This is a genomic window from Neobacillus sp. FW104-15D2 (genome assembly GCF_058790155.1).
In genome coordinates, this window is record NZ_JBYTCJ010000010.1 from 38,625 (window position 1) to 52,634 (window position 14,010).

Genomic DNA, 14,010 nt, shown 5'->3' on the forward strand with positions numbered 1-14,010 from the left:
TTTACACCGTTTTTGAAAAAATGCATGTGTCCCTCAATTCGTTTCCTACAATCGACAGAGCATCATTTTTCAAAATTGCATCCAAAGTAAAACCAGCTCTTTCTGCAACAGCACGACTTTTCAAATTTTTAGCATCACAGCAGATTTCTACCCGTCTTGCCTTTAATTCCTTGAATGCAAATTCGGTGATTCCATTTACCGCTTCCGTCACATAGCCTTTTCCGCTATGACGTGTATCTGCCCAGTAGCCGATTTCAAGCTTGGGAACTTCCCAGTTAATTCGGTGCAATCCGGAGGAGGCAACCAATTCCCCCGTATCACGCAGGAAAACCAGCAGTCTTAAATCTTCTCTAGTTAAAAACTTAACATGGGCCTCCCTGATATTTGCCTCTAAATCCTGTTCTGTTTGACTAAAGTGAGCAAAGGGCATCCAAGGCTTTAATTCCTCCAAAGATGCCTCCATTGCATCGTAAACAGCCTTTCCGTCACCGGGTTTAGGCATTCTTATTAATAATCTTTCAGTAGTAAACTCTGTAGGAAAATCCAATAAAATAGGTTTCAAATTCTCTCTCTCCTCTTTTGCCAATTCATGAATGCAAAGAACACTTCTAGAATAGAATCTAAAACTCCTGCTTTTGGACATTTTCCGGTCAAGCATAGTGACATAGACAAAGCCAGAACTTGGAACTTACCTTCACTACTTAGAGAATGTCATCGTGAGAGTAGCTATTAAAAAACGGTATTTACTCCATGACAGCAAAAGCGTGGATTGAATAACAAACGGCCAAAATTTTTTTAACAAAAGTCTCTGCTATAGCTCATTGTTGTTTTCCTTAATTTGATTGAAGCAAAAGGCGCGAGACTCCTTCGGGAAAAGCGGTCCAAGGGAGTCTCGTATATTTTTGCTCACATTTTCTTCAAATTGCAACAATCACTTAGAAAAGAACCTTTAATAAAGATCTTTTGTATATCCTAATTTTAAACCGGCATCAATGTCTTCTGCTTTTCTTCCGCATATTTTTGCATGGTCAGCAAGAATCTGTGCCGCCCATGGTAATGTCTCTTTATCTGGCCAGGTTTCTTTCTTCCAAAGGCCGCTTCGGATTGTAGCTTTTGCACAGTGAATAAAACATTCTTCTACATTTACAGCGATCCCGAATTTTGGACTTTTCCCATTAACCGCCATCTTATCAAGGATATCCTCATCCCTTATTAATGTAGCCTTGCCATTTACCCTAAGCATTTCTCCAAAGCCAGGTATAAAAAAGATGATACCCATATACGGATTTTCAAGAATATTCATCATTGTATCAGCTCTTCGGTTTCCTTTTCGCTCGGGAATCACCAGCTGATGATCATTTAAAATATGAACAAATCCCGATTTATCCCCTTTTGGAGAAACATCGGTTTTTCCAGCCTTGTCCGTAGTGGAAACCACAATAAAAGGCGACTTGGAAATAAAACTCCGGCAATGTTCATCCAAATAGTTAATCACCTTGTTCTGTACCATTTCGCTGGGTGTTCCGAGCAGTTCACGCAATTCTTCCTTAGAAGTTACAGCATTTTTAAATTGATATTCTCCCATAAAAATTCCCCTGTCTTTTATTTTCTTGCTTTTATCTTCTCGTAATTGCTTTAATTCTGTCAAAAACTTTTTGTTATTTATTTTTAAAAAGGGGTAAAGATTAATACCATTATACGAAGGGAGACTAGCACTTATGTGGATTGTATACTTAAGTCTTATCGTTATTGTTGCTTCCCTTGCTTATCTGGGCTGGTTTGTTTTTAAAACCTTGAAGGCGGCAAAGCCGACAATCAATGCTTTAAACCACACCGTGGCAAGAGTACAGCAAAAGACAGATAGAATAAAGGATGAAACGGACAAACTGACACTGAACCAGCAGGAATTAATGGCCGATATTAATTTTAAAAAGGAAGCCGTCAACTCAGTTGTAGGTGAAGCAAAGCAAACCGCTTTTTCTGTTAAAAAACTGTTTAAGTTTAAGCCGATGGCAATCGTCGCAAGAAAACGCCGCAGCCGAAAGTCAAGAATGCGAACTGCTCCGTATTAAAATTAATTTGAAGAGAGGCTGGTCTCCTGACCAGCCTCTTTTGATGTTTTCGCGCCCTAAAAGGACACTAACTCTCCTTCCTTCCCAGCACCTGTTTTACTGCTGCTTCAATTTCTGCATACCCCGTGCAGCGGCATATATTCGATTCAAGCCATTCTTTAATCTTTTTGTCATCCGCATCCGGGTGCTTATTAACCAGAGAATGGCAATTCATGATAAACCCAGGGGTACAGTATCCGCATTGAAAAGCAAAATGTTCCACAAATGCTTTCTGGATAGGCGCATCATGAAGGCCTTCCACTGTGGTTATATCTTTACCCTGTGCCTCGACAGCGAGCATGAGGCAGGATTTCATCGGCAAGCCATTCACATTCACGGTACAGGCACCGCAGTCTCCATTTAAACAGCCTGGCTTTGAACCTGTCAGGCCGAGTCTTCCTCGTAACGTATATAGAAGGGTATCGGCTGACCTGACTGTTACCTGACGATCCTCTCCGTTAATTTTCAAAACAAGATTATGTGTTTTCAAGCTTAAACCCTCCCTCCTGCCAGCTAAGAACGTCGTCCAGAAGATTCTGTAGTGCAAAAAGGCGGTACTCTTTGGATCCTTCGACATCATTTAAAATAGAAGAAGGCAGTACCTTTAGTGCCTCACGGATTTTGTCCTCCTTGTTCGAATCTTTTCTGTTTAACGCTGCTTCCACTTCAGCAGATCTGAATGGGAATGGGCATAAACCGCTTAACCCTACTCGAAGACCATCCTCTGCATCCATTGCCGCAATGGTAATTAACGGATAGCCAGTTTGCCATTGCTGCCGGCGTTTAATATGGATAAAAGGGGCATTTAGCCATTTTCTTTCTGTTAACAACTGCACCAGGAATTCACCTTTTTTAATCTGGACTTTTTCCTTAAAGGCCTCACTCATTTTTCTTGCGGTTATGCCTCTGCTGCCAGCAATAATTACTGTACTGTCGGTGAGCAGAAAAGGAAGGACTGCCTCACGATAAAAAATAGCCGCGCAGATATTGCCGCCAATGGTTATTTTCCCTCTGGCTGTATGGTCCGCCACCTGGCTCGCCACACTCGTCAAAAGAGGAAAATAATTAACTTCTTCTGCCGCTGTTAAAGTAAGCGCGCTCCCCTGAACAAGAAAGTCTCCAGAAAAGCCTTGTGCGTGGCATTCGGGAATATTTTTTAAATCGATAATAGCTTCGCTATAAGCCATATTCAGCCTTCCCAACGTGATAAGCTCAGTGCCGCCTGAATAATAATAGGGGCTTTTCCCCTCCTGATCCAGCCTTTGAAAAAGCTCAGCTGCCTCCTGCATGGTGGTGGGTGTAAGGTAATCAAAATCAAAGGATATCACCGGAGCAGCCCCTCCTTTGTTTTCCATAACAGCTCAGGAGTAAGCGGTAAATGGTTAATTGGCACTCCAATCGCCCTTGACAGAGCATTCCCAAGTGCTGCCGGCATGCCAAGCAGCCCATGCTCTCCCACTCCCCTTGCTCCATATGGCGCATCAAGCTGCGGGGTTTCAACAAAATCAACGATGTATTCAGGCTGTTCTCCATACCGCAAGGGTCTGTAGGTTCGCAGCTGTGGATTGAGGATTCTGCCGATTTCATCAATAACGAAGGTTTCCCTGCCGGCAAATGCGAGCCCCATACTCATTGCTCCCATTACCTGCCCTTTTGCTGCTTTCTCATTTAACACCTTCCCAATATCAATAACCGAAACGGCTTTCAGCAATTTATAGGTTAAGTCTTTACGATCAAATTCCACTTCAACTCCGTGGGCTGTAACTGTCCATTCAGGGCCTGGCTTTCCCTTTCCAGTTTCCGGATCGAGATGAGTCAAACCTCGCAATATATAATTACCCCGACCGATAATTTGTCCGCCTATAGCGTTTCCATTTGGATAGGTATATCCATAGCAGATTTCTTTAAAATGAACCCCTGTCTCCGGATCATCCCTAAGAAATACCCGGCTGTCCGCCACCTCTAAATCCTCAATAGGAGCCCTTAATACGCAGGCAGCAATTTCCTTTAGCTGCCGGATTACATCATCTGCTGCCTCCAAAACGGCATTTCCACCCATAAAGGTTCCACGACTGGCTACCGTTTTCCAGTGCTCCGGAGTAGTTTGTGTATCAACCTCCATCCTTACATAGATATGGTTAACATCCATTTTGAGCCGTTCAGCTAAAATTTGCGCCAGTACTGTTTTCGTCCCCGTACCGATTTCTATAACTCCTGACATAAGATTAATGGTTCCGTCCCTGTTAAAGGTTAAAATCACTCCAGATGGTGCATTCGTGTCGATAGTTGAGGTTTTCCAGCTACAGGAAATTCCTTTTACTTTTACAACCCTGTCGTTAACTGGAACAACCTCCCCTTCATTCCATTTCATCAGTTCTTTTAATTTCGCTATACAGGCTGGAAGGTCACCGACATTACTTTTATTTAGCTTAACCTGGGTCGGGGTTAGGTCACCTGGCCTTATAGCGTTGATTCTTCTTAACTCGAGAGGGTCCATCTTTAATTTTTCAGCAAGTAAATTCATTGTCCGTTCGATCGCAAAGGAGAGTTCCGAATGGCTAAACCCTCGAAATGGCGCGGGATAAGGGTGGTTGGTATACATGCAAAAGGAGTCACACCAAACATTTTTTATTTCATATGGTCCTGTACAGTCCGTTAAACCTGCTCTTGTTAAGTCGATAGCCTTGTCTGAATAAGCTCCTCCATCCCATAAAAAAAGAATTTCAGCGGCCTTTATTTTTCCATTCCGGTCCGCTCCGAATTTAATTTTGGCATCGAGGCCAATGTGACAGGGAGAAGTTATCATATCCTCTTCTCTGCTATTCCATAGCTTTACAGGCCTTCCGCCGACTGCCTTAGAAGAAAGATAGGCTAAAACCTCAAGCTGAACAGAGGCTTTCCCGCCATAAGCACCTCCCACCAGAGGAGTACGAACCTCAATATTGCCCTCAGGCTCGTTGAAATACTGACTGATTAGCTTTTTGGCCATGAAGGGTGCTTGTGAGGAGGTGGTAATAAGGATCCTGCCTTCGCGGGTAATTTCGGCAATCGAGCATCTTGTTTCCATCGCCACATGATCAGATGGGTTAAAAGAATACCTGCCTTCAACGGTGAACTCCACGTCTTTCCAAAAATTCGTCAGGTCTCCCTTTCTGATTTTCAGATGTGTGGCAATATTTGTACCCGGTACCGGATAACTGTCTTCATCCTTCTTATATTTGCCCAGCTGTTCATGAACAAGAGGGGCTCCTTTTTGAAACGCTTGCGCAGGCGAGTTCACAACAGGAAGTTGTTCATACTGAACCTTTACCTTGTCAGCAGCTTTTTTTGCAAGAGCGGGCGTATCTGCCACCACAATCACTACCGGCTCGCCATGATAGCGAACCTTTCCAACAGCAAGCGGCGGCCTGTCTTTAATGGCTTCGCCAATAAGTGGGAGCCCTTCCCCAGTCAAGACACCTCTGACGCCTGTGATTTTTTTCGCCTCTGACGTATCAATTGAAATTATTTTTGCATGGCCAAACGGGCTCGTTACCATCTTCGCATGCAGGAGCTCTGTAAATTGGATATCATGGGTATAACGCGCTGTCCCCGATACCTTATCCCAGGCTTCCTTCCTGATGACACTTTTACCGACTGTCCTCATCTCCACCCTCCTTTTTAGAAATCAAGTAATCCTCCCAAGTATCAACGTCCCGAAAAGCAATTGCTGGAAATTCTACCTGAAGAACCTTCTCATGAGAGCGAAGGATATTTCTGGCCCCCTGATCACCTTCTAGTGAGTTCAATCGTGAAAAGAACTTTTTTGAAAAAATAACTGGCGGCTTGCAAACACCATTGTCTGCTGCAGACACTATCCACTCCTGCCCCACTATTCTATAAACTTCTAATAGCTGATTCAGCATGGCAGTGCTGATAAATGGCTGATCTGCAAGAAGAATCATTATCGCCCCAGCCCCTGCATTTTCTGCTTCACGGAGACCCGCTTTAAGTGAATCACTTTGCCCTGCTGCACCTTCTGTTAGAACGACCTTTTTCCATCTTTTGTTTTTAAAAAAAGGACTAAGCCACTCATCCGTTCCATTTGTTACCACAAAAACATAGCTAAGTTTTGATTCTAAAGCAGATCTGAAAGCACAGCCTCCCAATAAGCCGGGACCAAAAGGGAGATTCAATTTGTTACGCCCCATGCGCCTGCTTTGGCCCGCTGCAAGAAAGACGCCTATTACTCGGGAACCGTCCACAAAGGTATATTCCTCCTTTTTTTCGGTTTATACAGGCTCTGCAGGATTTCAGCCATAATACTTACAGCTATTTCCGTTTCATCGGCTGCTCCAATATCAAGGCCTGCCGGTGAATAGATTTCTTCAGGGATTTCACTTGTACCCAGTAGTCTCCTGGTCCGATCCCTCGGTCCCATAACACCAAGGTATTTCAGCTTGTTCTCCTTTAAAAGCTGCACCCACTCCTGATCCCGCTGAAAATGATGGCTCATAATTATGACATGATCCTTGTCATTGAAAGATATCTGGGGGTAAACCTCGTGCGGGAAACCGATTATGATGCTTTCTGCCTTTGGAAAATGCAAACTGCTTGCCAGTTCTTCTCTCCAATCACAAACCGTAACGGCGAATCCATTTTCTGCAGCCAGTGATACTAGGGGCCTTGCATCCTTTCCTGCACCCATGACATACAAGCGCCGTTTCGGCTCATACATTTGCAAGTAAACGGGCACAGAAACAGACATTACCTTCTTAGTTCCAACAATTTTTTCTTCTTCCAAATGAGTAATTTTTACTTTTTCCTTTTCCATTAACTCGAAAAAGTCCGCAAAGACTTTGTTCGGCCCTTTCCATCGGCCAAAGGCATTTCCATTCTCTGCGATAAACAGCTGTTCAAATTGCCCGTTTAGTTTTTTGACATTCAGTACGTTTATTCCCTTGTCCAAGAGGGCTTTGAGCAGCCTGTAAACCTTTTTTTCGTTTTCGCCAATTCTTTCAAGCAGAACATGAATAATGCCGTTGCAGCCATAGCCCTGACCCCAGGATAGATCCGACTCTTCAGAAAGGTCATATTTAATAATTTGCGATTTACCTGTTTTAAAGACTTGCTCCGCTTTTGATTTTAGTTCCTCTTCAAGGCATCCCGGACTCAACAGTCCAACTAGCCTGCCGTCCTCAAGAAGGAGCATGCAGGAGCCTTGCTTTTTATAGGCAGACCCTTCTACCAGAATGATGGTGGCAAGTACAGAATCGCAATCCATTTTTTCCAAAGCATTATAAATTAGATGGAAGTCCTTCAAAAAAACTCCCTCCTTTTTACTTCATTCCTTCTATATTTATTAGGCAGGGCTGGTCCCTTAGACTAAGGAAATCCTGCTTAAAGTTTCTAAGGCTTTAACTTCCTGCATAAAATTGTAAAAGAAACGCGACTTGTCTAGCTATCTCATGAAAAGACATTTTTTAAAAAAGGAGCGGAAGGCATGAAGCTTAAAAAATTTATCGATCCGCTTCCCATTCCACAAGTTCTAAAGCCACTCTCGAAGGCCAAGGATTATACCTATTATGAAGTTGTTATGAGAGAGGCAAATCACCAGTTTCACAGTGATCTGCCTCCAACAATCATTTGGGGCTATGAAGGCGTGTATCCAGGGCCTACAGTTGAGGCAGAAATGGGAGAAAGGGTTTACTTCAAGTGGAAAAATAATCTGCCATCCAGGCACTTTCTGCCTTTGGATAAAACCGTTCACGGCGCACATCCCGATACTCCTGAGGTCAGAACAGTTGTTCATCTGCATGGAGGAAGGACAGAACCAGACAGTGATGGATATCCCGAGGCCTGGTTTACCAGCAGCTATAAGAAGACAGGGCCCTTTTTCAGAAAAAAAATCTATGAATACAGCAATCTTCAATCATCACGCTGCCTTTGGTATCATGACCATGCCATTGGAATTACTAGGCTTAATATATATGCAGGCCTGGCTGGTTTTTATCTAATTAGGGATTCCTTTGAGAAATCACTAAATCTTCCTGCAGGTCCATTTGAAATACCCTTAATGATTCAGGATAAGTCCTTCCTGGAGGATGGGTCGCTATTTTATCCTGAAGGCAGCGATGCTAATCCTAGTAAAATGAAACCATCAATCGTTTCAGAGTTTTTTGGGGATACCATTGTGGTGAACGGAAAGGTTTGGCCGTTTCTGGAGGTAGAACCGAGGAGCTATCGCTTTCGAGTCCTAAATGCATCAAACTCGCGTTTTTTCCGCCTTTACCTTGAACCCTATCAATTCATGTTTCAGATAGGCACAGACAGCGGGTTTATGGAAAAACCAATTTCCATTCAATCGATTACATTAGCACCTGCCGAGCGAGCAGATATTATTGTAGATTTTTCAACTTTAGCAGGAAAAACCATCACTTTGAAAAACAACGCCCCTGCAGGTTTTCCATCAGGTAAGCCTCCAGAAGCGGAGACTACCGGCAGTGTTATGCAATTCCGGGTTACAAAACCCCTTTCAGGAAAGAATCATACTGTCATTCCGCCAGTTCTAAGTAAGATCCATTGGCTTACTGAACAATCCGTTAATGATGTGCGCTATCTGGAACTCGGTGAAACAAAGGATCAGTTTGGAAGAAAGGTCATGCTGCTGGACAATAAAAAATGGGATTCCCCTATTTCAGAGAATCCCATTGCAGGAACAGTAGAAATTTGGAATTTAATTAATACCACACAGGATGACCATCCCATTCATCTGCACCTGGTACAATTTCAAATTCTGGATAGAAGGCCGTTTGATGTAAAAATGTTTAAGAACACAGGTAAAATAAAATTTACCGGTAGTCCGATTTTACCTAAGCGCCAGGAAAAAGGCTGGAAGGATGTCTCACAATCACCACCGGGGATGATAACGAGAATTATTGTCCCCTTTTTTCCTTATACCGGTTTATATGTATGGCATTGCCATATGCTCGAACATGAAGACTATGAAATGATGAGACCTTATCAAGTATTGCCGCCTTGAAAAGCGCAAGGCCCGTTCAGCGAAGCAACTTCCTGAGCAAACTTCCTGTAACGGCTTCTTCGAATATACGACTTGCAGCTTTGCGACGAGCTGAACATAAGCCTCCTTGAAAAATCTTTGGCGCAAGGAGCACCTGAGTTCAATGTTGACATATCGTAGGGAGAAACGGGATGGACACTGGGCGGTGAAGCTAGATTCCTATAACTTTGTTTGGGTTTATCCACAAGATTAAAATCTATAGTTTCCTTAACAACAAGTAAAGGGCCGTAATGAACGGCCCTTTTGATTTTAGTATAGCTTTATCGTTTTCAGGGCTTGTTCCAAAGAATGGAAGAACTGGACATTAGAAAGGGTAATTCCCAGCTCGGCAAACGTCTTGCTGATACCTGCACTCATTCCAGTCATCACTGGCGTTACACCCAGCAGATTTAGTGACCGGATTAGTTTATATAGAACCTCAATACCAACCAAATCAACCTCGTATACACCTGAAAGATCAATAACAATTGTTTCAAACCGATTTTTCACACAAGCTTCCAATGTGTCCTGGATAATGGTTTCAGAACGGAATTCATTAATTTCACCAATGAGTGGCAAAACCGCTGTCGCTTTTGAGATAGGTACAATGGGAGCAGATATTTTGAGATAAAGCTGTTCCGATTTTTTCAGCAAGTATTCCGCATTCCGTGTAAAGGCATTGCTGAACCCGTATACAAACAAATTAAAAATATGGTCGATATCAGCTATCATTTCAACCAATATTTCGAAGGATATATTCATGTTGCGTGTTTCACGCTGTATAAAAAACAAAATTGCTTTTTTATAAATAGAAACAGACAATAGCGAAGGACCGAGTTCTCCGTTATTTTCAATGGATAATTTCCCCATTGCTTCTCCCCAGGCTGATGCCCTGTTCAAAACATTGCCTCCCTGTAATCCTTCGGCAATAATATGTACGCATTGAAGAAATATATTAACCGAATGTTCCTCTTCTTCCTTATCTTTTAATTTATAATTGTATTCCTTTAGCATCCCATGCATCATTTCACGTGCAATCTCCTCGGAATGGGAATACATTTTTTTACTAAATTCTGTATTTAGCTCGGCAAGTTTCATCTTATTCACCCTAAATAGTGATTTTCTACTATTATACCAGAGGTTACGAAATATTTAGAAATTTAAAGGTTTATTTTATTTGACACAAAACCAGGTTTTATCTATGATTGATTGTTGTATTATACAATTAACATTCAAAACATTTACTGAATCTGTCAGACAACCTCTGGAAATAGTAAAACCGTATAGATTTTTATTGAAATCATGCCCTCATCTTAGAAAAGGACGAATGATATGAAAAAAAACAGAGCTTTATTTTTAACTGCTGTGGCTAGTGGTACGATGCTTAATCCCTTAAACTCTTCTATGATATCACTAGCTTTGCACAGTATTCAGAAGGACTTTCATCTCTCCTTTACTACTGTCTCCTGGCTGATTTCTTCTTTTTATTTGGCGAGTGCTGTAGCCCAGCCTGTTACAGGTAAAATTGGAGACCTGTTAGGCCGAAAAAAAACATTTTTAGCAGGACTGCTGCTAGTAGCCGTATCAGCTATTGGAGCACCTCTCGCCTCCACTTTCCTGATGCTCATTATCATGCGGCTTTTTCAGTCGATTGGAAGCAGTGCAATTTACCCATCTGGAATGGCGCTCATCCGGGACAACATACGTGAACGCCAGGCTTCTGCGTTAGCCGTTCTTTCCATTTTTGCTTCCGCAATGACAGCGTTGGGACCAACGGTTGGTGGATTTTTGATTGTCCTCGGAGATTGGCCTGCTATATTCTGGGTTAACTTCCCTTTTATCATTATTAGCTTTATTTTGGGAATGTACATGTTCCCTTCAGAAACGAAAAAAGAAAATACCAGCCTGAAGGAGTTCCTCGGTAAGCTTGATATGCCTGGAATTGGCCTGTTTGCGGCCGGCATGGTCTTGCTGCTATGGTTCCTGCTCTCCTTCAAAACGAAAATCCATTATGCCTCCGGGATAGGCGGGATCCTCCTATTGGGCCTTTTTGTCTGGCGTGAACTTAAGGTTGAAGCTCCCTTTATTGATGTAAGGCTATTTAAAGCCCATCCAAAGCTATCTTGGGTTTACCTGCAATTTATCGTTCTCAATGTTTTCTTCTATTGCCTGTTTTTCGGACTTCCAAGCTACTTTCAGGATGGAATGGGTTTAAGCGTGAGGACAAGCGGTCTTCTTATGCTGTTTATGTCTGGTGTCAGTATTATCATTTCAACGATAACCGGTAAGTGGGTAGACAAATCCGGAGTACGCCAGCCAGTTCTGGCATTTGCCTTTCTATCTCTTGCAGGAGCTGTCTTATTTACCCTTTTCTTTGTAGATGCCCCTTACTGGCGGATGGGAGTCATACTTTCTCTGCTAGGGCTAAGCTACGGGATTGGGAATGTGGTTTTACAGGCTGCGATGCTGGAAGCAAGTCCTCGTGCTATTATAGGAACAACCTCAGGACTCTTCCAAACCTGCCGCTATCTGGGATCAATACTTTCTTCTATTGTTCTGGGGATTGTTTTTGGAAAAGAAATATCCGGCTGGCATATGCAGGTTCTGGGAATGGTGCTGATTACGATATCAGCTATTAGCATTGTCATGAGCTTACGATTTGCCAAGTCTGAATCAGATGACAAACGAAGTGTTTTAAGATAAATAAATACTTAAAGGACAAAATCATTTGCAATGTGTCCTTTTATATTTTTTTACCTACTATTTTTATTTGGTGAACCAGTGTGTTACTATTTTGATATTAATCATTCATTTTTAAAGGGGAAAAAAGTGCTTGGAACAAAATAAAAAAAGATATTCAAAAAGATTATCCGTCTTCCTAATTATTGGCCTGCTCTTCCTGGTTACTCTCTTTATCCCTACACCCTATTATCTCTATCAACCTGGCTCTGTAGAAGAACTTTCCTCGAAGGTAAGTGTTGAGAACGGCCATAAGTCACATAATGGGAAGTTTTACTTAACAACCATCCTTTCAATTAAAGCAAGCAATGTCTATTATTTGATATACGGAAAGTTTGCCCCGCATACTCAAATAATGAAGGAAGAAGAAGTAAAGGGCGATATGTCTGAAGTTGAATATAACAGACTTTTAGACCATATGATGAAGACCTCTCAGGAAAGCGCTATGGCTTCGGGACTAAAAGCCGCTGGTGAAAAGGTTGACATTCAGCAAAAAGGCGTATTTATTTCCAATATTTTGCCAGAGTCTAAAGCGAAAGGTGTTTTACAGGTGGGAGATATCGTTACCTCCGTTGACGGAGTTCCTACTAAAAACACTGCCGACTTTAAAAAATACTTAGCAGGCAAACCAAAGGGATCTACAGTAACAATAGAGTCCTTTCGAAAAGGAAAGCAACATACCAATAAAATAAAACTTATCCAGATCGATAAAAAAACAAAAACAGCGGGTCTCGGAATCTATCCTGAGGACGAAATTTCTGTTAAAACTCCAAGGAAGGTTACCTTCCACACGGAAGACATTGGCGGCCCCTCTGCCGGCCTGATGTTTTCTCTTGAAATATTAAGTCAGGTACTTCCTGAGGATTTGAAAAAAGGATATAAAATAGCCGGAACCGGCACAATGGACCTAGAAGGAAACGTTGGACAGATCGGCGGAATCCGGGATAAAATTGTTGCCGCGCATAAACAAAATGTGGATATCTTCTTCTGCCCTGCTGACCAGGGTCCCGATGATACAAACCAAAAAGAAATAACAGACGAGGCCAAAAAGCTTGGATATAAAGATATTAAAATCGTACCTGTAAAAACTCTTGGGGATGCAAAAATTTATTTAAATCATCTAAAACCTAAAAAATAGATAGTTAGGCAGGCCTGTGACTTCCAGGTCTGCCTTTTTGTTTCCCTATTCGAGAAAAGAGATTTTATTCCTCCTTGATTAAAAAAGAATTTCGACAGCCTTTTACATAAACAGACATCTAAAAATGAGGGATTTCCACGCTTGCTTAAGTTAACCTTCTTTTTTTGACAAGAATTGTTAACAAAAGTCGTAATTTTTCAATTTCTTTCAATCATGTTCTCAGTTACTATTAATTTATATAGAAGCGCAGTTGCGGCAAAACCCAAGCGGAGGGATAAATGTGAGTACACTCATCGAAGAAAGACTGGTTGAAGATTATACATTATCGGAAGATGAATCATTGGTTTTTAGAGTACATAGCGGAGACACGGAAGCTACGGAAATCCTGATTCATAAATATAGGAATTTTGTGCGATCTAAGGCGGGTAAGTATTTTTTATGCGGCGGAGATCGGGAAGATATTATTCAGGAAGGGATGATTGGCCTCTATAAAGCTATCCGCGATTTTAGGGGAGACAAGCTCTATTCCTTCAGGGCTTTTGCCGAGCTGTGTATTACAAGGCAAATTATATCTGCTGTAAAATCCTCCACCCGAAAAAAACATATTCCCCTGAATTCTTATATTTCCCTGGATAAACCAATTTATGATGATGAATCAGCGCATACGCTTATTGATGTTTTAAGCGGACCCGAAGCTCTTGATCCGGCTGAGCTTTTTATTGACCAGGAAGTAAGCTCCGACTTTGAGCAAAGAATATCCGAAAAATTAAGCGATTTGGAAAAGCAGGTTTTATCTCTGTACATTGCCGGACATTCTTATGTTGAGATTTCCGAGGAACTGGACAAGCACACAAAATCTATCGACAATGCCTTGCAGCGTATCAAAAGAAAGCTGGAAAGACATTTTAGTATCAGCGATCTTTATCCATCTGCAAGATAAACTGGCAATAAGAGGCAGGCTTAAAAGCCTGCTTTTTTGTTTA

At 42.0% G+C, this 14,010-nt stretch carries 13 protein-coding genes; 5 read left to right on the forward strand and 8 right to left on the reverse strand.

The window, feature by feature from the left end; translation table 11 throughout:
• Nucleotide 1: 1 nt before the first annotated feature.
• Together AC3WR0_RS09895 and AC3WR0_RS09900 are read right to left on the reverse strand one after the other, a co-directional pair.
• Nucleotides 2–562, reverse strand: coding sequence for a GNAT family N-acetyltransferase (locus AC3WR0_RS09895; protein WP_492552161.1), 561 nt, complete (start codon nt 560–562; stop codon nt 2–4).
• 387 nt (nt 563–949) lie between these two features.
• Nucleotides 950–1,585, reverse strand: a complete 636-nt coding sequence (locus AC3WR0_RS09900; RefSeq protein WP_492552162.1) for a pyridoxamine 5'-phosphate oxidase family protein — start codon at nt 1,583–1,585, stop codon at nt 950–952.
• A 133-nt stretch (nt 1,586–1,718) separates the two neighbouring features.
• Here AC3WR0_RS09900 and AC3WR0_RS09905 point away from each other — a divergent pair, with 133 nt between their 5' ends.
• Nucleotides 1,719–2,072: a DUF948 domain-containing protein gene (locus tag AC3WR0_RS09905; protein ID WP_492552163.1), complete on the forward strand. Its 354-nt coding sequence runs from the start codon at nt 1,719–1,721 to the stop codon at nt 2,070–2,072.
• Between the two features lie 67 nt (nt 2,073–2,139).
• Here AC3WR0_RS09905 and AC3WR0_RS09910 read toward each other — a convergent pair whose 3' ends face one another.
• Genes AC3WR0_RS09910 through AC3WR0_RS09930 form a run of 5 tightly spaced genes read right to left on the reverse strand, consistent with a single transcriptional unit; the run spans nt 2,140 to nt 7,413 of the window.
• Nucleotides 2,140–2,601, reverse strand: a complete 462-nt coding sequence (locus AC3WR0_RS09910; protein ID WP_492552164.1) for a (2Fe-2S)-binding protein — start codon at nt 2,599–2,601, stop codon at nt 2,140–2,142.
• Nucleotides 2,588–3,439, reverse strand: a complete 852-nt coding sequence (locus AC3WR0_RS09915; RefSeq protein ID WP_492552165.1) for an FAD binding domain-containing protein — start codon at nt 3,437–3,439, stop codon at nt 2,588–2,590. Before AC3WR0_RS09915 ends, AC3WR0_RS09910 begins: the two co-directional genes overlap by 14 nt.
• On the reverse strand, nt 3,436–5,757 hold the full coding sequence (locus AC3WR0_RS09920; RefSeq protein ID WP_492552166.1) for a xanthine dehydrogenase family protein molybdopterin-binding subunit: 2,322 nt from the start codon (nt 5,755–5,757) through the stop codon (nt 3,436–3,438). Before AC3WR0_RS09920 ends, AC3WR0_RS09915 begins: the two co-directional genes overlap by 4 nt.
• Entirely contained in the window at nt 5,741–6,355 is a 615-nt protein-coding gene (locus AC3WR0_RS09925) for a nucleotidyltransferase family protein (RefSeq protein WP_492552167.1), read from the reverse strand. The genes AC3WR0_RS09920 and AC3WR0_RS09925 overlap by 17 nt, the downstream gene beginning before the upstream one ends.
• On the reverse strand, nt 6,337–7,413 hold the full coding sequence (locus tag AC3WR0_RS09930; protein ID WP_492552168.1) for an XdhC family protein: 1,077 nt from the start codon (nt 7,411–7,413) through the stop codon (nt 6,337–6,339). Before AC3WR0_RS09930 ends, AC3WR0_RS09925 begins: the two co-directional genes overlap by 19 nt.
• A 180-nt stretch (nt 7,414–7,593) precedes the next feature.
• Here AC3WR0_RS09930 and AC3WR0_RS09935 point away from each other — a divergent pair, with 180 nt between their 5' ends.
• A complete protein-coding gene (locus tag AC3WR0_RS09935) occupies nt 7,594–9,132 on the forward strand; it encodes a multicopper oxidase family protein (RefSeq protein WP_492552169.1) in 1,539 nt (512 codons plus the stop codon).
• A 288-nt stretch (nt 9,133–9,420) separates the two neighbouring features.
• Here the strand turns inward: AC3WR0_RS09935 and AC3WR0_RS09940 are convergent, their stop codons facing one another.
• Complete coding sequence (locus tag AC3WR0_RS09940) at nt 9,421–10,248, reverse strand: STAS domain-containing protein (protein WP_492552170.1); 828 nt, start codon at nt 10,246–10,248, stop codon at nt 9,421–9,423.
• A 234-nt stretch (nt 10,249–10,482) separates the two neighbouring features.
• Here AC3WR0_RS09940 and AC3WR0_RS09945 point away from each other — a divergent pair, with 234 nt between their 5' ends.
• The 3 genes from AC3WR0_RS09945 (at nt 10,483) to sigH (ending at nt 13,967) form a co-directional block, all read left to right on the forward strand.
• On the forward strand, nt 10,483–11,853 hold the full coding sequence (locus AC3WR0_RS09945) for an MFS transporter (protein ID WP_492552171.1): 1,371 nt from the start codon (nt 10,483–10,485) through the stop codon (nt 11,851–11,853).
• Nucleotides 11,854–11,983: 130 nt separating this feature from the next.
• Nucleotides 11,984–13,027: a SepM family pheromone-processing serine protease gene (locus tag AC3WR0_RS09950; protein ID WP_492552172.1), complete on the forward strand. Its 1,044-nt coding sequence runs from the start codon at nt 11,984–11,986 to the stop codon at nt 13,025–13,027.
• Nucleotides 13,028–13,307: 280 nt separating this feature from the next.
• Nucleotides 13,308–13,967 (forward strand): RNA polymerase sporulation sigma factor SigH, encoded by a 660-nt coding sequence (gene sigH, locus AC3WR0_RS09955; RefSeq protein ID WP_492552173.1) that lies wholly within the window; start codon nt 13,308–13,310, stop codon nt 13,965–13,967.
• The last annotated feature ends 43 nt before the right edge of the window (nt 13,968–14,010 follow it).

What these genes read in the sequence shown, in the direction of transcription:
- AC3WR0_RS09900 (WP_492552162.1), bottom strand. Translation starts at nt 1,585, where the DNA reads ATGGGAGAATATCAATTTAAAAATGCTGTAACTTCTAAGGAAGAATTG.
- AC3WR0_RS09905 (WP_492552163.1), top strand. Translation starts at nt 1,719, where the DNA reads ATGTGGATTGTATACTTAAGTCTTATCGTTATTGTTGCTTCCCTTGCT.
- AC3WR0_RS09935 (WP_492552169.1), top strand. Translation starts at nt 7,594, where the DNA reads ATGAAGCTTAAAAAATTTATCGATCCGCTTCCCATTCCACAAGTTCTA.
- AC3WR0_RS09945 (WP_492552171.1), top strand. Translation starts at nt 10,483, where the DNA reads ATGAAAAAAAACAGAGCTTTATTTTTAACTGCTGTGGCTAGTGGTACG.
- AC3WR0_RS09940 (WP_492552170.1), bottom strand. Translation starts at nt 10,248, where the DNA reads ATGAAACTTGCCGAGCTAAATACAGAATTTAGTAAAAAAATGTATTCC.
- AC3WR0_RS09920 (WP_492552166.1), bottom strand. Translation starts at nt 5,757, where the DNA reads ATGAGGACAGTCGGTAAAAGTGTCATCAGGAAGGAAGCCTGGGATAAG.